Origin of the sequence: Marinobacter excellens LAMA 842, assembly GCF_001574445.1 — a bacterium.
Lineage (GTDB): Bacteria > Pseudomonadota > Gammaproteobacteria > Pseudomonadales > Oleiphilaceae > Marinobacter > Marinobacter shengliensis.
Window position 1 is genome coordinate 1 of record NZ_LOCO01000018.1, and the last position, 22406, is coordinate 22406.

A 22406-nucleotide genomic window follows, 5' to 3' on the forward strand; every position below is an offset into this window, starting at 1 on the left:
GCTTCTAATGTTTTGTGATCAAGTTTACGACCGTCATCGTGGCGCATGTGTGTAAATATCCGATAAGCTTGGCGAACGGAGCCTACATTATAAATGATGTTCGCTTACTTTCGAACCCATTAGTAATTATGAGCGCCTGGAGTCGATTGGAAAGTCATATCCGCCAAATAACGCACCTGCAGAAAGCAGAAATTCGTTACTGGGTGAGCTTGATAGGCGAGCACTCTATGCTGTTGCAAGTAATCAAGGCGAAATGTTCACAAAAGATGAGCAGGCCATAGCTCGTAATAAAATGAATCAACAACAGGGGCTTGCCATGGGACTTTACAGCGGTCCGACGAGCGAAAAGGATCAGTTTTCCGACCCTTTTGTTGGGAATATGGCGTCTAAGTTCAAAGCTGGGATAGAATTTTTAGATGCTGTAGGCAATGAGGAAAAAGGGACCTCTTTTGAATATGCGCACCAGCGCGCGGGCGTTCAAAAAGCATATGAAAGTGCGTCAATCAAAAACGGAGAGATACCAGAGGATTTTATGTCAGATAGTCCTCTTATAATGTTGTTATATGAAGCTATGGATGCAGCAGAGAAGTTTGGATCAAAAAGTATTACAGAGGGTCAAATTCTGAACGCGGAGGATATACGAAAACAGTCTTGGTTTAGTGGTTACGAGAATAGGTTGGATGATTCTATAAACGCCACCAGAGAGCTATACGTACCCAAATTCACTAAATAAATAGCCGAAAAGACAATATCTTATAAATAATTCACTGTGCAATGTATATCTACGTTACACAGTGAATTAATTTTAGTAAGATCAGTTTAAAAAAATTTATTCTACGGTAAATCGTACAGAATACTCACCAGTAATAAAGTTTTGTAGAATTACTTGTGATTCACAATCCGATGCAGGCTCAGCTCCATCTGAGAACTGGTATAGAGATCCGACTTTAATTACCGACCAGTTAAATCTGCAGCTTTGATAAGTGAAAGCACCTGCATCAACGGTGCCGGGGGTTTCTGATACAACAACGCTGGTATCGTTCGCAAATAACGGATCTGGCGCTGGAGGTGTCACAATTCCAGACGTATTCGATCTGATTAAAGTTTCATCTGAATTGCTGTCATTCACCAGCTCTATAGTCGTGGCCGCCGCGAGAGTCGGTAGTGATGTGGCAAACAATAAAGCTGCAAAGATCTAACGTAATGGTCTTATCTGTCTCATAATATTCCCCTAAGAGCTGATATTCATTCGCGTACCCGCTATTGGAATTAACGGCGGATTTCTCGCTCTGTTCGCCCAATGAGTGTAGTTGCAGAATTGAATTTTTAAAGCACAACTCATGCTGAAATGAAAATTATTTAGCAAGGGCCAGTCGTCGACTAATTACTGCGCAACTTTATGAATTGTGGAAAAAATGGTGTCGATATCATTGATGCCAAAGGCTTAGCGTACAATTTTTTCCGTTTCGTGAACTGACCCCTGCAACGTTCCACGATGGCAAGTTAGCCAACCGGGACTTTGGTGTGAACACCCGGCAATCGATAGATTCAGGTCTTCCAGAAACCGACGTTGATAGCGGGTATCGCTCGACGGGCGTCAATGTTAATTACCGGAACTACCTGAACAAGAACTGGCAGATCTTCGGCGAAGCTCTTTACGAAGTTTATGGGAGTGACGTCTCAGATAGCCCGATATCCCGGAATGATTATGAAGCGGAGATTGGTGTTGGCTTCATTTATGTTTTTTGATGCGCCTTAATAGAATGATGGTACCAATTCAGCCGAAGGCGAAACTGGAAATGAATACAACGGCAAAGCAGGCCGTCAGCCTGCTTTGCGTCTGCGTGAAGATAGGAATTAGTGCCCCTGCCCTCCAGCAGCGCCATGCACGCCCTCTATATAGTGAATGTAATTGACGTAGTCAGCGACAAAGGCACGCCCCTTATCGCCGCTTTGATCAGCCATGGCCCTTGCACGCTGAGCCTCATGATAACGCTCACGAATACCGTTCTCGATCTTGCGGGTTATATTTGCCACGAGGCGATCAATTTGCCCGTTTTCCAACGCCGCATCCGCCGCCATTAAACCCGGATCAATCTGTCCGGAAGGCTTGATGCCGGTAAAGGGTGCGCCTTCGGAGGCACGATGAACCTCAACGAGCGTCGAGAACAGATGCTGATCGGCAATGTTTTTCGCAGTTTCGCTTTGCCCGCGGACTTGGCGCACATCGGCGAATACCCTTTTGATTTCGGCCTCATCCTTTGCCGGCACCCATTTGAGCAAGGGCTTAACATTGCCTGACTCCAGTGCCGCACGGGCTTCGGTAATCACGGGACCGTCCAGAGCATCACAATGAGCTTGGGCGCTACCGGCAAACATCAGGCTGAAGATTGCTGCGGCCACTGCGGGAACAGTGGTTTTGCGTAATTTGGTTTTCATACATGACCTCCTCATAGTGCGTTGAGCTTCACGAGCACCGGGTTTGGTGGCGCTTGGCAATCAGAGTACGGAAGGGAGGTCAAAGAAGCGTTCTCAGGTACGAAACCGAACCGATTCCATGGTTTGGAAATAAAATATATAATTCAAAAGGATAGAGGTTTCAGTATCGGGTGAGAGCGTACTCGAACGCCGGGTAGCCAGGTTCAGGATCGTGGCTAGGGTCGGATATCGCCCTGCAGGGCTCGTCGGCGATATTCACTGGGGGTAAATCCTGTCTCTTTCTTGAAAGCAGTGTTGAATACGGACTTCGAGTTGAAGCCAGAGTCATACATAGTTTGCAGAATATTTGCCTGATTGGCTGCATCGGCCAGGCGCGATTTCGCCTCGTCGATGCGATAGCGACTGACGAACTCAAAGAAATTGCAGCCAAAGCCTTGGTTAATGGCCCGTGAAACCTCTCTTGAAGGGGCGCCCAATTTCCGTGAAAGTTGTTCCAGGGTCAGGTTGGGGTGCAAGTGGGGCTTTTCCTGGTGCATTAACTGTTGGAGCCTGACCTTTAAAGTTTGATCAAACTGCGGCGTGGGCTCTTCTTCCAGCAAGGCGGCCTGGTCTGCTGCCAATCCAGAGAAAACAACGGGTTGGCGAAGAGAGTTTATCATCAGAAAATTGATGAAAATGAAGCCCGTTACAGCGCCAGCGCCGGCCACCCACTCGGTTCCAGGCACGCTTCTAAACACATGCGCTGTAAGGCAGTACATCATGCTCACGGTCCAAGCCACTGCATAGCCGATCAGAAGCGTCCGTAACCACGCAAGTTGTTTGTTTTCAATACTCGAGAAAATCTGTCGAATACCAAGGCCGAAACGGTTAATCGCACGAATAGTCGCGTACAGGTAGCCCAGAAAGACCGCGTGAATAGCGACTGCAAGAAGGGGAGAGGTAAGTACGCCCGGGTGGTCCCGTTCAAGCAGAATCTGAACTTTGGTCTCGCTTGGCTGTAAATAATATTCAATCAGAAAAATTGCGCCGACCACCCAGAAGAGCAACGTGTGCACGAGATGCTTCCCGCGTAACTGGAAATTCTGATACATCAGCGATTGCGCATATAGATAGAGCGTGCCGGCTTGTAGAAGTCCGATGAGTGTTCCGAGGTAGGCGAAGTTTGGGTACTGGAGCGCAAGCCCGCTGCCATAGAGGAAGATCTCTCCCAGCCCGGCGGCGAAGAACACCAGAGTGGCAACCAGGAGTCGGTTAGATATGAGCCCACTGTTGGATGGAAGTAGGAGAAAAACGGCAAGAGCCAGCGATTGAATGATGCTCGTCAGCAGCACAATGTCGGTGAGTGTCAGATACATGCCAGATTCAGCTCCGCTTCAAAACCATCCTGCCGTCCTGTTGCCGGCGATCTGAGATGCAGGGTCATGCCGGCACCTTTAGCAATCGCATCGGCAATCGCGAGGCCCAGGCCAGAACCTGCAGCGTCCGTTTTGGCGCGTGCAAACCGGTTTCTTAAAAGAGCGAGCTGTTCCGGTGGCACTCTTGCACCGCCATTGCAGACCCTTAAAACCCCATTATCGTTCAGGTTGATCTTCACCGGCTCGCTACGGGAACCATGCTTAAGGGCATTCTCGATCAGGTTACGCACCAGGATGGCGAAGGCATCGGGATCAAGAAAGGAGTTCACTTCGCGCTCCGGCAGGGATAAAACAACTCGCCCGGGTGCCTGGGCCTCAAAATCCCGGGCAATCATCGCGAGGATGGGCACAAGATCCTGCTGGCTTTGTGAGAGTGCACCGCCACCTTCTGCTTTTGCCAACTCGAGCAGTTTTCCGGACAGCACCGAGAGACTGCGTAACGCTTCTTCAATTTCTGCAACATCATTCTTGAGATAATCATCGGGCATTCTGGTTTTCAGTCGCTGCACTTTGGCAAGCGCTGTTGCCAGGGGAGTTCGCAGTTCATGGGCACTGTTGGCGGTAAAGCTGCGTTCTGATTCGAGAGCACGATGCAAACGCTCAAGCAGCCGGTTGATGGCACCGGCGATTGGTTCAAATTCACGGGGTAACTGCTCTTCTACAACAGGGGACAGATCTCCCGCGCCGCGGGATTCAATGTCTTGCTGAAAATCGACCACCTTACGAAGGGAAAGCCGGACAATCCACCAGACACCCAACAGGCTGACCGGAATCAGCACCAGTAAAGGCAACAGTAAGGCTAATCCCGCCTCCAGAGCGGATTCACGCCGGTGCGCCAAGGGTTCGGCCACTTCAAGATAGATGGTATAGCTGACTGCAGATACGCCATATAGCCGGTGGGTCAGAGTATCTGAAAACCCTTCCGCGGGGGTCCTGCTAAACACGCCAGGGTCGGCATCGTGGGACTGGAGCAGAATATTTCCAGCTTCGTCCCGTACCAGATAGGTCAGGTATTCGTCATGGTCTTTCAGGGCTGGGGCCTTTTGATTGCCCGCGCCGTTCTCACGGTTCAGGATGTCGGTGACCGCCAGTGGCAGTATGCGCTGGGCGGTTTCTTCCAGGGCACTGTCGAAGACCTCGTTCATTTCATGCTGTGCCACCAGTCCCGAAGCGGTCACGCCCAACAGCCAGAGTAGGGTGACACCGAGTGTCAGGCCGATACCGAGTGTTTTTTGCAGGCTGGTTCTAGTGGTCATGTGTTTCCAGGCGATAGCCCATTCCCCTGACGGTTACGATAGCGTCCCGCCCCAGCTTTTTACGCAGACGGCTGACATAAACTTCGATGGTGTTACTTTCGATTTCGGCCCCGAAAGCGTATAGACGATCCTCCAGTTGCGATCGCGATAACAGCATTCCGGGTCGCTGGATAAAGCCCTCAAACAATGCCCACTCCCGTGCCGTAAGTTCTACCGGCAGGCCGTTGCGACTGATGCGGTGATCGCCAAGATCAATCATCAGCTCGCCCACTTGTATGATCGGGCTTGGATTGCCGCGATATCGGCGAGCCACCGCGGCCACGCGGGCCGACAACTCCGAAAGATCAAAGGGTTTGACCAGGTAGTCGTCAGCACCGGCATTCAATCCTTCAATCCGGTCAGACACCTGATCCCTGGCGGTCAGAATGATCACCGGTGTTGTTATTCCGGTAGCCCGGATCGTTCGCAAAAAGCCGAAGCCATGGCCGTCGGGCAGCATCAGGTCCAGCAGAATCAGGTCGTAGGCTGTGGTCCTGATACTCGCCTCAGCAAAGCGCAGAGTTTGCACCCAGTCCACGGCGTGGCCGTCGTCCGCAATCTGATCCCGGACCGCCTCGCCCAATCCCGCCGTATCCTCCACCAAAAGAACCCGCATTGTTCACCTCTGACCCAGCCCTGAAATCAAGATACTACAGCTCGAACCTGACAACAGCCTGAATGGTCAATAACGCTTCGATCTCTCTTCACCGACCTTCAGCTGGCTGTCAGGTTTGGGCGCTAGCCTTCGGGGGAATATTCCAGGTACCGATCGCAGGAGATGTGATGATGCGGATGATTTTTCCTTTCGTTGTGTTGGTTTTGGGCCTATGGGCCTGGAACCTCTTTGCAGGTCCTGGGGCCGGTTCTCCCTGGGCAGTCTATGACCAGAGCCTGCTGCTCAGTGGGCTGTTATCCATTGCTCTGATGTCACTGACCATGATGCTGGCACTGCGCCCAGCCTGGTTGGAGAGACCGCTGGGCGGGTTGGATCAGATCTATCGCACCCACAAATGGGCGGGCATTCTGGCAGTGGTATTCGCGGCAGCTCATTGGCTGATTGAAATGGGTGACGATGTTATAGAGTCGATTTTCGGAAAAGCCGGCAGGCTGCACGATCAGGATTATTCCGGGTTCATCGACACCATGCGCGATGCTGCGGAAGAGGTAGGGGAGTTCGCCGTCTATCTGCTGTTCGCCATGCTGTTGATCACTTTGTGGCGCAAGTTTCCCTACAAATACTGGCGTTATTTGCATCGCGGCATGCCGGTGCTTTATCTGTTGCTCGCTTTCCACGCGGCGTGGCTGACTCCGCTGCAATGGTGGCAGCAGCCAATCGGACTACTGATGGCCATTTTGCTCTTTGGCGGGAGCATCGCCAGCGGGCTATCTCTGACCGGCAGAGTTGGTCGTCGTCGCCAGGTTCGCGGCATGGTCACCGCGATCAAAACACCAGACCGGGACGTCACCGAAGTTACCTGCCACATGGGGCCGGCATGGCCCGGTCACCGTGCGGGGCAATTCGCCTTTGTGACCTTCGACCGGATTGAGGGTGCGCACCCGTTCACCATCGCCAGTGCGGATCGGGAAAATGGCACTGTTACCTTCCTCATCAAATCCCTCGGAGACTTTACCCGCAATCTGAGCCAGAAAATCAGCGTGGGGCAAACCGTAAATATAGAAGGCCCTTACGGCTGTTTTAACTTCGATCGCCGCAACCGCAAATCCCACCAGATCTGGATAGCCGGTGGCATCGGGATCACGCCGTTTCTGGCCTGGCTCGAAGCTCTAAGCAGCGCCACCGACGCCACCGTGCCTGAAGCCGATCTGCATTACTGCACGCGCAACGCCGGCCAGGATCCCATGGTGGATCGACTTCGGGCGCTTTGCGATGGCTTTCCCGGGATACACCTCGAGATTCATGACAGCAGCAAGGGGCAGGGGTTGTCTGCCGAGACGTTGTCTACCAACGGACGCTCGGCAGCAGGCGCAGAGGTCTGGTTCTGCGGCCCGGCAGGGCTGGGGGAAGCCATTAGAAACGGCTTGCGGGCAGCACCCTTCCGCCTGACTCGCTTCCATAAAGAAGCTTTTCAGTTCCGCTGAAATGGCCTCGTTTGTTCAGGTCGTTGTCAGGTTAGCGCCTTAGAGTGGATTTAACACAACCAGCAGGAGAGACACCATGAAGACCAAACCCATTATTCTGAGCCTGTCTTTGTTACTTCTGAGCGGCACCGCACTGGCCGATGACGACTGCGATGATCCGGTGGCGAGTTGGCAGCCCCGTGAAAATCTGCGTGAAAAGCTGGAAGCCGAAGGCTGGACAGTTCACCGAATAAAGGTTGACGACGGTTGTTATGAAGTCCGGGGCCTCGATGCCGATGGGGTCAGGGCAGAAGCCTCTTTCGCGCCCGCTTCATTGACCATGATGAAATGGGAGCGTGAAGACAGTGACGATGAGGAGAGGGACCGCGGCAACAGGAAAAATGGACAGGACAATCCCAAAAGTCAGGCGCCACGCAACGGCATCGTCAAGGGGCGTCCCACGGTTACCGTTGAGTAACTGAGCGAATTTGCCCTGTTCCTTTAACGTTCATCAGGTTTTTGGAGACCATTTATGAAAACGTTTGTTCTCACTTGCAGCCTTTTCGCCGCCTTGGCTTTACCGGTATTCGCCCAGGCCCGTGACGTGACCTTCACTACGGAACTACAGAATTACGGCGGCGATGGAGCCTATCTGGCGCTGTATCTTACCGATGCCGCCGGAGAGTATCAGGGTACCCTTTGGGTTTCCGGGAAGAAATCTAAATACTACAAACACCTGGGAGGCTGGGCCCGGGGCAGTGGGCTTGATCCTGCAGAGTATGACGGCTTGACTGGCGCCAGTGTTACCAGTGGCCGCACGCTGAAAGTGACTCTGAACCTCGATGATTCGCTGATCGACAACGGCTATGAGGTTCGAGTCGACTCTGCTGTTGAAGATATGCGCGATATCAGAGCCGATGTGATAGCCCCCCTGACCACCGAAGGGTCCGGAAAGCCGGTTTCAGGACGTGGTTACGTGCGCGCTCTGACCTACGAGCTTCAATAATTCACCAGGAGCATCGGCTATTATGTTGCGCAAGTTCCACAGTTTACCGGGTTTGCTTGCAGGCGTGTTCCTGATCGTTCTCTCGGTCACGGGAGCTGTGTTGGCTTTGGCTCCGACGCTGGATAGAGTGTCAGCGGTCATTCCGGCTTCCGGTGAAGTCAGTATTGCCGAGCTGGCAGACCGGGTCGTTGCTCACTATCCCGGGACTGAGCAGATCGTGCGAGAGCCTTCTGGCAAGGTCATTGTCTATTACAGCCGTGACGGCCAGGCCGGTGCGGATCTGGTGAATCCGGTAACAGGTGAGGGCACGCCCTACGAACCTTCCGCATTCTTTGGCTGGATCAAGGACCTGCACCGTGCGTTTATGCTGGATGATGCCGGTAGAGCGCTGGCCGGCGTATTAGCTGCTTTGATGGTACTTCTGTGTCTTTCGGGAATATTGTTGATAGCCCGGCGTACCGGGGGTTGGAAGAATATACTAAGACCGCTTTCCGGCTCAGGCGGGAAACGAATCCATGCCGAGCTGGCCCGGTTTGCCGTGCTCGGCCTACTGTTATCCGCACTGACCGGTAGCTATATGTCGGCACAGCGCTTTGGTTTGCTGCCGGAAGCGCCTGACACAGGGCCAGGGTTTCCGGCTGAGGTCTCGGGCGGGCAACCATCGCCTGTGGGCACCTTAAAAGCGCTAGGCAATTTCGATCTTGGCGAACTCCGGGAACTGGTGTTTCCCTATCCCGGTGATCCGCAGGACGTCTATTCGCTGTCAACCGCCGGCGGCTCCGGATTCGTGGACCAGGCTACGGGCGAGTTGCTGCAGTTCCAGCCGCGCTCTGACAGCGGCGTATTGCAGGACTGGATTGTACGTTTGCACACCGGTGAAGGCCTATGGTGGCTTGGCCTGATTCTTGGCGCTGCGGCACTGACTGTGCCAGCTCTCTCGATAACAGGTGCAACCATCTGGTGGCAGCGTCGCCGGTCTTCAGGGCAGCTTCCTGACAACGCCGATGCCGCTCAGGCGGATACAATTATTCTGGTCGGCTCCGAAGGTAATGCCACCTGGGGATTTGCCCAGGAACTCCATAGCAGCCTGAATAAGGCCGGTTTCCGCGTGCATTGCAGCGAGATGAATGCCCTGGCTAAGCAGTATCCGCAGGCTTCCAGGCTGTTCGTGCTGACTTCGACATACGGTGATGGTGATGCACCCGCATCGGCCCGGCAGTTTATGGCCAGGCTCAAAGAATTCCGGGCTGAGAAGAACCTGCGATACACGGTACTGGGTTTTGGTGACCGGCAGTTTCCGAACTTCTGTCAGTTTGCCTTGTCGGTGGATGCTGCGCTCGCCGGTAAAGGCGTCAGCCGTTTGCACGCCATTGAACTGATTGATCGGTGTTCTGCCTCGCAATTCAGTGAGTGGGGAAACCGGGTTGGTGAGGTTATCGGTACTCCGCTTTTCTTGAACTACTGTGCATTGCAGCCAGCAACGGTCAAACTGGAACTGGTAGAAAGGGCGGATTACGGGATTGCGGTTCAGGCGCCCACCAGTATCTTCCGGTTCAAACCGGCGGAGCAGGGCGGATGGCTAACGGCTTCTCCAAGAAGATTTAAAGCGCTGCCACCGTTCGAGGCGGGAGACCTTTTGGGGGTTATTCCCCCACACGGTCAACCCCCGCGGTTCTACTCGCTCGCGTCCTCGGCAAATGACGAAATTGTTGAGATATGCGTCCGTAAGCAGGCCGGCGGTCTTTGCTCCGGTTATTTGCATGACCTCAAGCCGGGTGATTGTATCGATGGCTTCATCCGCCCCAATCCAGGCTTTCGGCCAGCTACCGGTAACCGACCAGTGATTCTTGTCGGTGCAGGTGCCGGGATTGGTCCGTTAACCGGTTTCATCAGAAACAATACCAGTTGCAACCCTATGTATCTGTACTGGGGCGGTCGCGATGCCAGGTCAGATTTTCTCTACCAACCTGAGCTTGGGCGCTATCTTGAGGATCATCGACTGAGCGGGCTGAACACAGCCTTCTCAAGAACAGACGAGCGCGCCTACGTGCAGGATAAGCTCAAACAGGATGAATTAGCCGTGCGACAGATGGTTAACACCGGTGCGCAGATACTGGTCTGTGGTGGCCGGGATATGGCGGCGGCTGTGCGGCAGGTTATAGAAGACATTCTCAAACCCTTGCACATCGATATTGAAACTCTGAGAGGCCAGGGACGTTATCTTGAAGATGTATATTGACAGATAAAGTGACAAGGTCGAACTGAGCCTATAATCCCAAAGCACCAAATCGCGTCCTGAACAGGAAGCTGAAAGATGCCATCCACAGAAAATGAAAGACTGCTCAGCGAGCACCAGCCTAATGCCGTTCGTGCACGGCTTGCTGGTCCCGTTAAGGCCTCGACGCTACCAGATGCTGTGCTTGGCGGCATCGATGGCTGCGTTACAACGTTTGCGGTTGTATCGGGTGCGTTCGGCGCAGGTTTCTCGCCACAGGTTGCGTTGGTACTCGGCTTTGCAAACCTGATTGCAGACGGCTTCAGCATGGCGGTAAGTAATTACGAAGCGGGCCAGGCGCAGTTGAATCAGATCAAATTTGCTGAACGCACAGAACGTGAACATATCCGTGCTGTGCCAGAAGGTGAACGTGAGGAAATTCGCCAGCTGTTTCAGGCGAAGGGATTCGACGGCGAATTGCTGGAGCAAGTAGTGGAGGCTATCAGTCGTAATCCCGATGTGTGGGTAGCAACCATGTTGCGAGAAGAGTACGGACTCTCGGGTGCCGGACTCAGCCCACGCCGAGCCGCGTTGACTACCTTCGCCGCATTTTTGTCGGTTGGTGCTTTACCTTTACTGCCTTATGCCATCCCGGGTATGGAGAGTCAGATTCAGTTCCTGACGAGTCTTGGTTTGGCAGGCGTCGTCTTCTTGGGTATCGGAATGCTTAAAAGTATCGTCTATGGCTTACCAGCAATGCGATCAGGACTCCGGACTTTGATCATGGGTACGGCCGCAGCGGGGCTGGCGTTTGCTACTGGGCATTTTGCGCAGGGGTTATTGGGGGGTTAGTTCTTCAGCGGTGAATAGACAATTTAACATAATATTCCCCTAAGAGCTGATATTCATTCGCGTACCCGCTATTGGAATTAACGGCGGATTTCTCGCTCTGTTCGCCCAATGAGTGTAGTTGCAGAATTGAATTTTTAAAGCACAACTCATGCTGAAATGAAAATTATTTAGCAAGGGCCAGTCGTCGACTAATTACTGCGCAACTTTATGAATTGTGGAAAAAATGGTGTCGATATCATTGATGCCAAAGGCTTAGCGTACAATTTTTTCCGTTTCGTGAACTGACCCCAAATAGGACAACACAGCTGCAAAAAGTGGTTGTGCGTTTGCCAAAACGGTTGCAAGCCCGGGGCCCAATTCTCCGGCTCCGAGAAACATCCCGCCAAGCCCCATACCCGTGTAACTGAAGCCGATAGCCGTCAACAAAAAAAACCGTCGGGGGGAGTATCGGACGCGACCGCCCCTTGCAAGGGCGATCAGAACCAGGCAGATACCCGCCAGCAATGCCCGTAACGCCGCAAAAAGCAAGGGTGGCGCGTCTGGAAGACCCACCACGATAAAGGGAAAGCAGATTGCCCATAACACCGTGACAAGCAACATGCCGACAATTGATCGTATCGACATCAACTGACCCGACGCCAACCACGGTTCACCATGTTAGCGGCGCACTTTATCGTAACGCCGACGCAGCAACATCGAATTACCAATGACGGACAGCGAGCTGGCGGTCATTGCCACCACACCGATCATCGGGTGCAACAGGCCCGACGCGGCGATAGGAATAGCGGCGACGTTGTAGCCGCTGGCCCATATCAGGTTTTCAACGATCTTTTTGAAGGTGGCACGGGACAACACCATGGCGTCGACAACGCCCGACAGCTCCCCACGAACCAGAGTGACGTCCGCAGCTTCTATGGCCACGTCCGCACCGGCGCCTATAGCAATACCCACGTTTGCCTGTTTCAGCGCCGGGGCGTCGTTGATGCCGTCACCCACCATGGCGACGTGGTTGCCGTATTTTTCCTGAAGTTCCCGAATGGCGTCCACCTTGCCCTCGGGCAACACGCCGGCACGCACCTCATCAATACCGACTTCTTTGGCCACGGCGTTGGCGGCCCGCTCGTTGTCACCGGTAATCATGACGACGTGCAGCCCTTGCTCGTGCATGGCTTTGATCGCCGCGACGGATTCGTCCTTGAGCGTGTCGGCAACCGCGACAATGCCGCAGGCCTGACCGTCGCGGGCGACAATGACGGCGGTTCTGCCCTTGCCCTCCAGGTCCTGAAGCGCCTGGTCCAGGGCGTCCAGCCCTTGCACACCGCTTTCTTCCAATAGCAGACGGTTACCGATCAGCACCGTCTGACCCGCCACGGTTCCGGACACGCCCCGGGCACCGGTGGACCGGAAGTCAGATACATCACCGGGCTTTACGCCCCGCTCCCGGGCGCCGTCGACGATCGCTCGGGCGATGGGGTGTTCAGAGGCATTCTCTACCGCAGCCGCAAGCTCCAGCAGTTCGGTTTCCGTTATCCCCGAGGCGACGACGGTTTCCGTGAGTTTTGGCTCTCCCCGGGTAATTGTTCCGGTTTTATCCAACACCATGACCTTGATGTCCTTGAAGGTCTGGATAGCCTCTCCCGAGCGAATCAGGATGCCGCGCTCGGCACCAATACCTGACCCCACCATCAGGGCCGTTGGCGTTGCCAGTCCCAGGGCGCACGGACAGGCAATCACCAACACCGCAATCGCCGCCAGGATCGCCAGCACCGGCGTCGCCGCCGCCGGATCTACCCAGGGCAGGAATCCGGCACCCCATTCAAGGATTGGGCGCAGGGTATCAGCGGCGAACAGCCAGGCCAGCAGGCTGCCCAGCGCAATAATAAGAACCAGCGGGACGAAGCGACCGGTCATGCGGTCGGCAAATTCCTGGATCGGCACCCTGGAGCCCTGGGCCTCGTCGATCAGCTTTACCACCTGTGCCAGGAAGGTATCACCACCAACGCGGGTTGCCTTCACCCTCAGGCGCCCCTCCTTGTTGATGGTCGCGCCGATAACGGTGTCGCCCGCACTTTTATAGACCGGGATCGACTCGCCCGTGGCGATGGATTCATCCAGGTGGCTCTCACCGTCCACGACCTCGCCGTCGGTAGGAACCTTGTCGCCGGGCCGAACAACCATGATGTCGCCAGGAGCCAGTTCTTTCACGGGAATTTCAATTTCCTCGCCGTCCCGCTCGACGCGAGCCGTCTTGGCCCCCAGGGTGAGCAACCGCCGAATCGCCTGGGAGGCTTTGCCCTTGGCTTTGGCCTCGAGATATCGGCCAACCAGGTGGAAGGTCATGATGGTGGCAGCCATCTCGATGAAGGAGGTCATCGGATAGACAAAGCCCACCAGGCCAATGATGAACGGCGGCAGGCTGCCCATGGATATCAGCACATCCATGTTGAAGGTGCCGTTCTTCAGGGAGCGCCAGGACGCCTTATGGGTAGCGGCACCGCCGAAGAGAAACACCACGGGGAATGCCAGCACGACGACAATCGCCAGATAGCCCGGGATGGGCTGCCAGAACATATGCGGCATCATCAGCAGCATGATCAGCGTGGTCGGTACCGCAGCAATCCAGAGCCTTCGCAAGGCAAGCTTGAGGTAAGCCTCCTCGACGGCTGAGTCTTCTTCCTGGTTGGTGTCTCCCTCCAGCGCAACAGCGGCAACGTCGTATCCGGCGCCCTCGATCAGCTTCTTCAGCTCCTGCTCTGCAGGACCCGCCGGGCCGACCACCACGCTTACGGTGTGGTTGGCGATATTGGTTGAAATGGTCTGCACGCCGTCGTGTCGCCCAAGTGTGCTTTTGATGATGCCTGCGCAGTGATCAGACCCCATCCCCGGAACAGTCACCTTGAACGTTCTGGTGCCAACCTCTCTGACGGAAGCCACATCGTAGCCAGCCCCCTCCACTGCCTTTCTTACAGCATCTCCGTCAGGGCCAGACGTGAAGGAGCGTACACTCACCCTGTGCCTGGCTATGTTGGTTTGAACATTACTGACTCCGTCCAGGCGACTGATCGTCTTGTTGATAATACCGGCGCAGTGGTCTGATCCCATTCCCGGCACAATCAACTCAAGTTCTCTTTGTCCCTGCGGTGCCTGATTTTTCGCCTTGTCCATCAAGACCTCCCTTCGCCGTCTTTGTTGCTTGGCCAGTCTCCAAACGCAATGATGTACAACAGAATCAGGTTCACTATCGGTATCAATATCAGGATACCCATCCACCCCGGATATCCCGTGCGCTGGCAAATGCGCCAGGCCGGAATGACAACAACGATGGCAATCACCAGCATCCACAGCCAATGCCCTGCCCACATGGTGTGGCCAAACATATTATCTTCCATCATGGTCCTGCCCTCCTCGTTGTATCCTGGTTATTAGTGGTTATGTTCATGAGGCTTCTCATGTCCCGATTGCCGGGAATTCTCAGACTTTTTCAGGAAGATCTGCTCGACTACCGCGATTGCAATCATGGTGACAACTGCCACGCCGATAACGAACGGATCGGTATTCAGTTTGACCCAGACAAAGCCTCCAAGGACGAGCAAATCCAGCAAAATGGCGATAGCTGGCACCCACGCTTTGGCCTGCACATCTTCGCGCAAATAGCGAAGTACGCCCCAATGGATGGCTATGTCCATGATCAGATAGAACACAATGCCCAGCGCCGCGATGCGGGAGAGGTCAAAGAATGCGGTCAGAATCAGCCCCAGAGCTACAGTGTAGACCAGTGTGTGCTTCTGGATGCTACCCGGCATGCCGAAATGCCGGTGAGGAACCAGTTTCATTTCCGTCAGCATCGCGAGCATCCGGGATACCGCGAAAATGCTGGCCAGAATACCTCCGGCGGTAGCCATCATGGCAATGGCAACGGTGAACCAGACAGCGTATTCCCCCAGTGCCGGGCGCGCGGCAGCGGCAAGGGAGTAGTCTCGCGTTTCGATAATTTCAGCCAATGACAGGTTGCTGGCGACAGCAAATCCGACCAGCGTGTAAATCACCACGCAGGCCGCAATGGAAATAACAATGGCGCGCCCCACGTTTCGCTTCGGGTCTTTAACTTCCGAGCCACTGTTGGTGATGGTGGTGAAACCCTTGAAAGCCAGAATCCCGAGCGCAGTAGCTCCCAGAAAATTACCAGCAGCTCCAGCGTCGCCCGGGCTCGAGAAATCGACCGAAATGCTGTCGGCAATCCACAAACCAACCAACCCAAAAATCAATATGCCGCCGATTTTCAGGACCCCGATAAAGGAAGCCATGCCCTGAATCATCCGGTTGCCCTGAAGATTGACAAGAAATGCCACCAGAATCAGTGATACCCCCAAAATGGGAACCATTCGCCCGCTTTCATCGCCTTCGAAAAGCTGCATGGTGTAGGAGCCAAACGTGCGCGCGAGAAAGCTCTGGGCAATCACCATGGAAAAATACATCAGCAAGGCATTAAACGCGGTTGGCAGCCGATTGCCGTAGGCCTTGTGCAAGTACATGCCAATACCGCCCGCAGACGGCCAGGTATTGGAGATTTTAATATAGGAGTAGGCGCTGAAGCTGACAATCACCGCCGCTGCAAGGAACGCGAGCGGGAACAGAGCACCCGTCATTTGTGCCATTTGCCCGGTCAATGCAAAAATACCGGCGCCAATCATGACACCGGTACCCAGCATGACCGTACCCGCCAGCGTGAGGCTGCCTTTTTTGTAGCGAGTGACTCTGTCCTGTTCCTTGCTCATTTAGCCTCCGGTCACTTTTTCATCGGTGGCATTTTCGAACAGCAGACAGGTACATGCTTGGCATTGGCCCGGACGTTTTCATCTGTAAAACGATATCCAGCCAGTTTCCGGCGAGTCCACCACCCGGGCTTCAGGCCGCCGCCATGAGCCCCAATCAACTCAATCAACTCGTCAGTAGAGTAATGTGTGCCATCATAGGTGACATGCAACTGGTTGCCGGATTTGCGCTCGGCAAAATCGACGCCGGGGTTATTGTTGAGCTCTTGGATGAGCTCTTCCCACTGCCGCTCGCCAAGGCCTTGTACTGTCAGTTTCCTGTGCATCAGAAACTGTTCTTGACTGGTTGCTTTGTGTGTTTTTGTCATCGGGCTGCACCTCTACACCAGGTTAATTCCTTTTATTACGGCACCCCAACCTGAACTAAAACTGAAAAGAGACGAAGGATTTCGATGGAACTGACATACATCAAATAGTAGATGGAAAACGGGCTCCAGGAATTCCCGGAGCCCGTTAAAACGGTGATCAGAAGGCCAGTCTCGCCCCAACCACCGCGAACCAGTCTTCGGTACCTCCGCCACTGGCGCGAGCGAAATCGGCTGTGTCGCCGTATTTGCGCTCATGGACCACGCCCACATAAGGTGAGAAAGAGCGGTCGATCAGGTCGTAACTCAGCCTCAAGCCCATCTCGGTGGAGTTTATACCCTTACCCACGCCAATCTCCCGGTCTTCCGAGAACGCCAGCAAGGTTTCGAAGGTGGCAGAGACAATCCAGTAATTAGTGATCAGCAGCTCGTACTCAGCCTCAAAATCCACCGAGGCGTCGCCCTCATCACTGACATACAGGTTGGTGTCGATCTCGAACCAGTAAGGCGCCAGACCGGTCAGCCCGATCACGCCGTAAACCCGGTCCGGGCCTTGCGGTGTATCGATGCGAATACCTGCCTTGGCATCCCAGAACTCACTGATCGGGGTCTGGGCCAGAAACTGGTTTTCCAGGGTTTCCCACGCGTTGTGGGCTTCCTCCCACTCCCCCGTAAACTGCCACCGAAACTTCAGTTCGTCACTGCCATACCAGGCATCGGATTCAATCACCGCCAGCTTTTCATCGGAGTCGCTGTAGCGGTACTCGAATTTTTCGGCACTGACACCCCAGAACGCGTTAACGCTGTTCGCATCAATCGCCTCGTCTGCCAACACGACGGCAGGACCCATCAGTGTCAAAGCAGAAATCCGGGCGAGCCATGGGTTACACGTTCTCATGCGTCACCTCCCTTGGCCTGTGCATCGCCAGAGGCGACTTCTTCATCCGGGCCGCCCTCAACCACAATCTTGCGGAACATACCGGCCGCTGCGTGATAGGAGAGATGGCAATGGAACGCCCACTCACCCGGTGCATCCACCTCGGTTTCCATATACACCGTGGTAGCCGGCGCCACGCTGATCACGTGCTTGATCGGATTCCACTTACCGGCCCCGACATCCAGGATTGACCACATGCCGTGCAAGTGCATCGGGTGCGTCATCATGGTTTCGTTCACAAACTTGAACCGGACCCGCTCTCCGTATTGCAGCACCACTGGGTCAGCATCCTCATACTTCACGCCGTTGATGCTCCACTCGTAACGCTCCATGTTGCCAGTCAGGCGCATTTCGATTTCACGGGTCGGCTCACGCTCTTCATAGAGCGGGCTTTGAGCCCGGAGATCGGAGTAAGACAGAAACTTACCGCCATTACTGGCCGTTGGAAGCAAGCCACTGCCGCTGGCGTAGAAGGGGTCTTCCGGCATTCCAGCACGATGGGCCGAATGATCCATGCCACCCTGACTCATGGAGTCGTGGTTCATGGAACCGTGATCCATGCTGCCGTGGTTCATGCTGCCGTGGTTCATGCTGCCGTGGTTCATGTTGCTGTGATCCATCGCCCCATCGCTCATATTGCCATGGTCCATACCGCCATGATTCATCGAGCCGTGGTCCATATCGCCATGGTCCATGTGGCCGGCCATATCCGCCATGGTCAGCATCGGCGCTTTGCGCAGTTCCGGCACTTCAGCCACCATGCCCTCGCGGGGTGCCAGCGTGCCACGGGCATAGCCGGAACGGCCCATGGACTCGGCGAAGATGGTATAGGCCTGCTCATCACGGATGTGCACAATCACATCGTAGGTTTCTGCCACACCAATCCGGAACTCGTCCACATTCACCGGCTGGACGTTATTGCCATCGGCCTGGACCACCGTCATCTTCAAGCCAGGAATACGAATGTCGAAGTAGCTCATAGCGGAGGAGTTGATAAACCTCAGGCGCACCCGCTCACCGGGCTTGAACAGCCCCGTCCAGTTCTGCTCCGGCCCTTTGCCATTGATCAGTCCGGTGAAGCCCTGCACGTCTTCAATATCCGCTTTCATCATCCGCATCTGGCCCCACATCCTGCGATCATGCAGCGTAGCCATGAAGCCTTGCTCACGGGATTCGGTAAAGAAATCCATCACCGTTTGCTGCTGGCGATTGTAGTAGTCAGGCGACGACTTCAGATTCCGCATGATGCGGTCACCGGAATGCGGGTGCTTGTCGGTCAGCTGCACCACGTACTCGCGGTCATATCGGAACGGCTCCCGACCTTCAGGCTCGATAATGATGGCCCCGTAGGCGCCATTCGGTTCCTGGAAACCGGAGTGGCTGTGGTACCAGTAGGTACCTGCCTGCACCACTGGGAATCGGTAGGTAAAGGTTTCACCCGGCTGGATGCCGGGAAAGCTGATACCGGGCACACCGTCCTGCTCAAACGGCAGGATCAGGCCGTGCCAGTGTATCGAGGTAGTCTCTTTCAGGTTGTTGGTGACGTTGATCACCACGTCCTCGCCCTCTTTGAATCGAAGGGTCGGGCCGGGCGAGCTGCCGTTGTAGCCAATGCCTTCCTTGACGAAATCGCCGGTATCGATCTTTACCCGGTCAACCGTCAGGTCATATTCCCCTGCCACGCCGATGGCCGGCAACAGCAGGGCCAGGGTAACCGCTATCAGACGTCTGGTCATGGTTCTACTCCTGTTACTGTTGGAACCTTACGTCACCGTACATGCCTGCCTGGTAATGGCCGGGCACGTTGCAGGCGAACTCCAGGGTGGTGTCACCGGAAAAACGCCAGATCAGTTCACCGCTCTGGCCCGGCTCCAGCAGTACGCTGTTCGGATCGTCATGCTTCATGGTGTGTCCGTCCCCCATATCCATTTCCATCATCTGGTGGTTGATGGTTCCACCCTGGATAACCCCGTGCTCCACCATCATGACCATTTCTTGCTGATGGGCTTCGTGCATATCGGCCGTTCCGATGTTGAACTCGTGCACCAACTGGCCGTGATTTTCCACCACGAAACGCACCACCTCACCTTTCTGAATGTCGATGGTTTCCGGCTCGTAGTAGTTGTCATACATAGCCACCGTGACGGTGCGAGTGGCTTCCGAAGCGTTTGCCGGTTCGCCAATGGCAGCGCCAGAGCCGTGTCCATGCCCGTGGCTGTGCCCATGGGCGCCGGCGCCAAAGGCGGTAGCAGAAAGTGACAAGGCGGCCGCCGCAGTGATGAACTTTGTTATTCTCATGGAAATGTCTCCTGTATTGTGACTGGTGAGGAATGCAGGCCCGGAGTGAGCAACATTCAAGTGCAGAGCGAACAGGCGATACCATGGCCCACCAACCTGAATTCTTTCTGAAAAAGCCGATTAATTGCTGTTCAGGCTGAATTCAGGCTACTGCGGCATAGTGCTTTGGGGTACAACAGGAACCGCTGCAATCGAGGCGAGTGAGATGAGATTACTGCTGGTAGAGGATGACCGCTTATTGGCTGATGGCCTTTCACGTCAGCTTGAAAAATCAGGCTTCAGTGTCGATATCGCAAGTACAGCGAAAGAGGCTGGCATTCTCGGCTCGCAGGAGAGCTATCGCGTGTGTGTGCTGGATCTCGGCCTGCCAGATGGCAATGGTTTGACGGTGCTCAAACAATGGCGCGCTCACCACATCGATTTTCCAGTGCTGATTCTGACCGCCAGAGGCGATTGGCAAGATAAGGTTGACGGCCTTAAAGCAGGTGCCGATGACTACCTGGCCAAGCCGTTCCAGACGGAAGAGCTGGTCGCCCGCCTTAATGCAATCGTCCGGCGCGGCGATGGGCGCGTGTCCTCTACCGTTAGAGCGGGCCGGTTTGAGCTGGATGAAAACCGTCAGAGCCTGAAAATGCAGGATGGCACCGAACACTCGCTCACGGGTACCGAGTTCCGCCTGCTCCGATGCCTGATGAACCGCCCGGGGCATGTCTTTTCCAAAGACCAGCTCATGGAACAACTCTACAGCCTTAACGACAACCCGAGTGACAACGTCATCGAAGCCTACATCCGCCGATTGAGGAAACTGGTGGGCGCTGAAACCATTGCGACCCGGCGGGGCCAGGGATATCTTTTCAATGATGCCGATCACTAAACCCCTGTCCGTCAGGACCACCCTGCTGACGCTCCTGTTGCCATCAGGCATTGTGTTGATGGCACTGGCATGGATAGTCCATGGCTTGCTGTTAGACCGTATGTCGCGGGATTTCGTGGAGGGCAGATTGCACGACGAAGTTGCCTTCCTGGAACTGCAGGTGCGTCAATCCGGAGGCCAACTGGACGCCCTGCAGACCGGGGACTATTTCGAGGAAGTTTTCCACCATGCGTTCGCGCTTCATTCCCCCACCGTAACCACAATTTCTCCGGAATCCTGGCGCCCTTTACTGGAGCCTCTACTGGAGACCGAGCAGCAAGGGAGCATCCGGGTTCAGGGCTCCGGAGCCGCCGGTGCACCATCAGACATACTTGCTTATCGCCGACAGATTGCGGTTGATGGCGTGCCCTATGTCATCATCGTGTCAGAAGACATGGACGCGCTCCGATCCAGCCAGTCGGAGTTACACGCATGGACGGCCATCGTATCGATTCTGCTCATTCTGTTACTGGTTGCCGTCATCTGGGTTGGTATCGCGCTTGCCCTGAGGCCAGTGGCCTCGCTGCAGTCTGCGCTGACACAATTGCAGGGTGGCACCATTTCACGCATTGATGTTCGGGCGCCAGAAGAATTCCGGCCCCTGGTAAACCAACTGAACCAGCTGTTAGATTCGCTGGATCAGCGCCTGGAGCGCTCCCGGGACGCCCTGGCCAACCTCTCCCACAGTGTCAAAACCCCCATTGCTGCGGTCCGCCAGATACTTGAGGACGACAGCCGCCCTCTGGATACAGCCTTGAGGGACGAAATGGCGCGCCGGCTCAGCCACATAGACAAGCAGCTTGAAACCGAGATGCGCCGGAGTCAGTTTGCAGGGCCGCAGGTTGGAAAAAGTGCATTACCCGTCAAGCAGGCCAGGGATTTGTTGTGGATGCTGGGCCGCTTGCACCCTGAAAAATCGTTTGAGCTGACGACGGATTTAACAGACGAACACCGTTGGCCGGTTGAAGAGCATGACCTGAATGAAGTGTTCGGCAACCTGCTCGACAATGCCGGCAAATGGGCCACTCACAGCATAGAGCTGTCACTCGGTGAGTCAGCGAACACCGTGAGGATGGTTGTGACGGATGATGGCCCGGGGGTCGCTGCGGAAAACCTGGAGCACCTTGGTAGTCGGGGGCTCAGGCTGGATGAGCAAACACCCGGCCATGGTCTGGGGCTGGCCATTGTCCGGGATATCGTGCAGCGATATGGTGGCCGGGTAAACTTCAGCGATGGCGCAAAAGGTGGCTTGAGCGTTGAAGTAGAGCTGCCGCGAAAGTCATAGAGGGGCCAAAGTATGAAAATCGGTGAACTGTCAAAGACAACGGGCCTGCCGGTAGAAACCATCCGCTACTATGAAAAGATCGGCCTGATGCCAGCGCCTGAGCGCAACGCCAGCGGCTATCGCCAATACCGGCGTGATCACCTTGATCGATTGCTGTTCATCAAACGCTGTCGCAATCTGGACATGACCCAGGACGAAATCCGGGAACTGATCCAGCTTACTAACCAGCCCGAGGCGGACTGCGGCGAGGTAGATGCCTTGCTTGCCAGACACCTGAACCATGTACGGGAGCGTCTCGCGGAACTGACCCGGTTGGAGCAGACGCTGGAACGACTGCAAAAGGCCTGTTCTCGGGGGAGAACCGTCAGCGAATGCGGGATTCTGGATGGTCTTAACTCAGAAATCGGCCAACTTGAAGATAACCACCATGCTAACCACGTTCCCGGCACCCATGGAAAATAATCTCAGCTGAAGAGTTGACCCTGTAGCAACTTCAGGGTTTTCAATAGAGACAACCTGATTCAAAGGAGGTCTC

Annotated in this window: 22 protein-coding genes; 10 read left to right on the top strand and 12 right to left on the bottom strand. The window is 54.9% G+C overall.

What is annotated here, in order from left to right; all coding sequences use genetic code 11:
• Positions 1-253 precede the first annotated feature (253 nt).
• Together J122_RS14185 and J122_RS14190 are read left to right on the top strand one after the other, a co-directional pair.
• Positions 254-733 carry a hypothetical protein gene (locus J122_RS14185; RefSeq protein WP_061332933.1) on the top strand — a complete coding sequence of 160 codons (480 nt, stop codon included), beginning with the start codon at positions 254-256 and terminating at the stop codon, positions 731-733.
• Between the two features lie 740 nt (positions 734-1473).
• On the top strand, positions 1474-1749 hold the full coding sequence (locus J122_RS14190; protein WP_227510224.1) for a MipA/OmpV family protein: 276 nt from the start codon (positions 1474-1476) through the stop codon (positions 1747-1749).
• 108 nt (positions 1750-1857) lie between these two features.
• Here J122_RS14190 and J122_RS14195 read toward each other — a convergent pair whose 3' ends face one another.
• The 4 genes from J122_RS14195 to J122_RS14210 form a co-directional block, all read right to left on the bottom strand.
• Entirely contained in the window at positions 1858-2439 is a 582-nt protein-coding gene (locus tag J122_RS14195; RefSeq protein ID WP_061332935.1) for a DUF6448 family protein, read from the bottom strand.
• Between the two features lie 215 nt (positions 2440-2654).
• Positions 2655-3794, bottom strand: a complete 1140-nt coding sequence (locus J122_RS14200) for a helix-turn-helix domain-containing protein (protein WP_019677804.1) — start codon at positions 3792-3794, stop codon at positions 2655-2657.
• Positions 3785-5110, bottom strand: a complete 1326-nt coding sequence (locus J122_RS14205; RefSeq protein ID WP_019677803.1) for an ATP-binding protein — start codon at positions 5108-5110, stop codon at positions 3785-3787. Before J122_RS14205 ends, J122_RS14200 begins: the two co-directional genes overlap by 10 nt.
• Entirely contained in the window at positions 5100-5765 is a 666-nt protein-coding gene (locus tag J122_RS14210; protein WP_011786648.1) for a response regulator transcription factor, read from the bottom strand. The genes J122_RS14205 and J122_RS14210 overlap by 11 nt, the downstream gene beginning before the upstream one ends.
• 167 nt (positions 5766-5932) lie before the next feature.
• Here J122_RS14210 and J122_RS14215 point away from each other — a divergent pair, with 167 nt between their 5' ends.
• The 5 genes from J122_RS14215 (at position 5933) to J122_RS14235 (ending at position 11301) form a co-directional block, all read left to right on the top strand.
• A complete protein-coding gene (locus tag J122_RS14215) occupies positions 5933-7249 on the top strand; it encodes a ferric reductase-like transmembrane domain-containing protein (RefSeq protein WP_061332936.1) in 1317 nt (438 codons plus the stop codon).
• 76 nt (positions 7250-7325) lie between these two features.
• Positions 7326-7706, top strand: a complete 381-nt coding sequence (locus J122_RS14220) for a PepSY domain-containing protein (RefSeq protein ID WP_019677800.1) — start codon at positions 7326-7328, stop codon at positions 7704-7706.
• A gap of 54 nt (positions 7707-7760) precedes the next feature.
• Positions 7761-8234 carry a DUF2271 domain-containing protein gene (locus tag J122_RS14225; protein ID WP_011784788.1) on the top strand — a complete coding sequence of 158 codons (474 nt, stop codon included), beginning with the start codon at positions 7761-7763 and terminating at the stop codon, positions 8232-8234.
• 22 nt (positions 8235-8256) lie between these two features.
• Entirely contained in the window at positions 8257-10473 is a 2217-nt protein-coding gene (locus J122_RS14230) for a PepSY domain-containing protein (protein WP_061332937.1), read from the top strand.
• 75 nt (positions 10474-10548) lie between these two features.
• On the top strand, positions 10549-11301 hold the full coding sequence (locus J122_RS14235) for a VIT1/CCC1 transporter family protein (RefSeq protein WP_011784790.1): 753 nt from the start codon (positions 10549-10551) through the stop codon (positions 11299-11301).
• Between the two features lie 252 nt (positions 11302-11553).
• On the opposite strand, the gene J122_RS14240 is transcribed toward J122_RS14235, so the two are convergent.
• The 8 genes from J122_RS14240 to J122_RS14275 form a co-directional block, all read right to left on the bottom strand.
• Positions 11554-11925 (bottom strand): EamA family transporter, encoded by a 372-nt coding sequence (locus J122_RS14240; RefSeq protein ID WP_082780608.1) that lies wholly within the window; start codon positions 11923-11925, stop codon positions 11554-11556.
• Between the two features lie 33 nt (positions 11926-11958).
• The gene (locus tag J122_RS14245; RefSeq protein ID WP_061332938.1) at positions 11959-14466 is read right to left on the bottom strand and encodes a heavy metal translocating P-type ATPase; all 2508 of its coding nucleotides are present in this window, start codon (positions 14464-14466) and stop codon (positions 11959-11961) included.
• Positions 14466-14693 (bottom strand): hypothetical protein, encoded by a 228-nt coding sequence (locus J122_RS14250; protein ID WP_058091911.1) that lies wholly within the window; start codon positions 14691-14693, stop codon positions 14466-14468. Before J122_RS14250 ends, J122_RS14245 begins: the two co-directional genes overlap by 1 nt.
• Before the next feature lie 30 nt (positions 14694-14723).
• A complete protein-coding gene (locus tag J122_RS14255; protein ID WP_082780604.1) occupies positions 14724-16076 on the bottom strand; it encodes an APC family permease in 1353 nt (450 codons plus the stop codon).
• An 11-nt stretch (positions 16077-16087) separates the two neighbouring features.
• Entirely contained in the window at positions 16088-16441 is a 354-nt protein-coding gene (locus J122_RS14260; protein WP_058091910.1) for a hypothetical protein, read from the bottom strand.
• Positions 16442-16598: 157 nt separating this feature from the next.
• Positions 16599-17336 (bottom strand): copper resistance protein B, encoded by a 738-nt coding sequence (locus J122_RS14265; protein ID WP_082780605.1) that lies wholly within the window; start codon positions 17334-17336, stop codon positions 16599-16601.
• Positions 17333-19111 carry a copper resistance system multicopper oxidase gene (locus tag J122_RS14270; protein ID WP_061332939.1) on the bottom strand — a complete coding sequence of 593 codons (1779 nt, stop codon included), beginning with the start codon at positions 19109-19111 and terminating at the stop codon, positions 17333-17335. The genes J122_RS14265 and J122_RS14270 overlap by 4 nt, the downstream gene beginning before the upstream one ends.
• 13 nt (positions 19112-19124) lie before the next feature.
• Positions 19125-19673 (bottom strand): cupredoxin domain-containing protein, encoded by a 549-nt coding sequence (locus tag J122_RS14275; RefSeq protein ID WP_061332940.1) that lies wholly within the window; start codon positions 19671-19673, stop codon positions 19125-19127.
• Between the two features lie 205 nt (positions 19674-19878).
• Here J122_RS14275 and J122_RS14280 point away from each other — a divergent pair, with 205 nt between their 5' ends.
• The 3 genes from J122_RS14280 to cadR are packed head-to-tail and all read left to right on the top strand — an operon-like array spanning position 19879 to position 22333.
• Positions 19879-20547 (top strand): response regulator transcription factor, encoded by a 669-nt coding sequence (locus tag J122_RS14280; protein ID WP_061332941.1) that lies wholly within the window; start codon positions 19879-19881, stop codon positions 20545-20547.
• Positions 20531-21871: a sensor histidine kinase gene (locus tag J122_RS14285; RefSeq protein WP_061332942.1), complete on the top strand. Its 1341-nt coding sequence runs from the start codon at positions 20531-20533 to the stop codon at positions 21869-21871. Before J122_RS14280 ends, J122_RS14285 begins: the two co-directional genes overlap by 17 nt.
• 12 nt (positions 21872-21883) lie before the next feature.
• Positions 21884-22333: a Cd(II)/Pb(II)-responsive transcriptional regulator gene (gene cadR, locus J122_RS14290; protein WP_061332943.1), complete on the top strand. Its 450-nt coding sequence runs from the start codon at positions 21884-21886 to the stop codon at positions 22331-22333.
• The last annotated feature ends 73 nt before the right edge of the window (positions 22334-22406 follow it).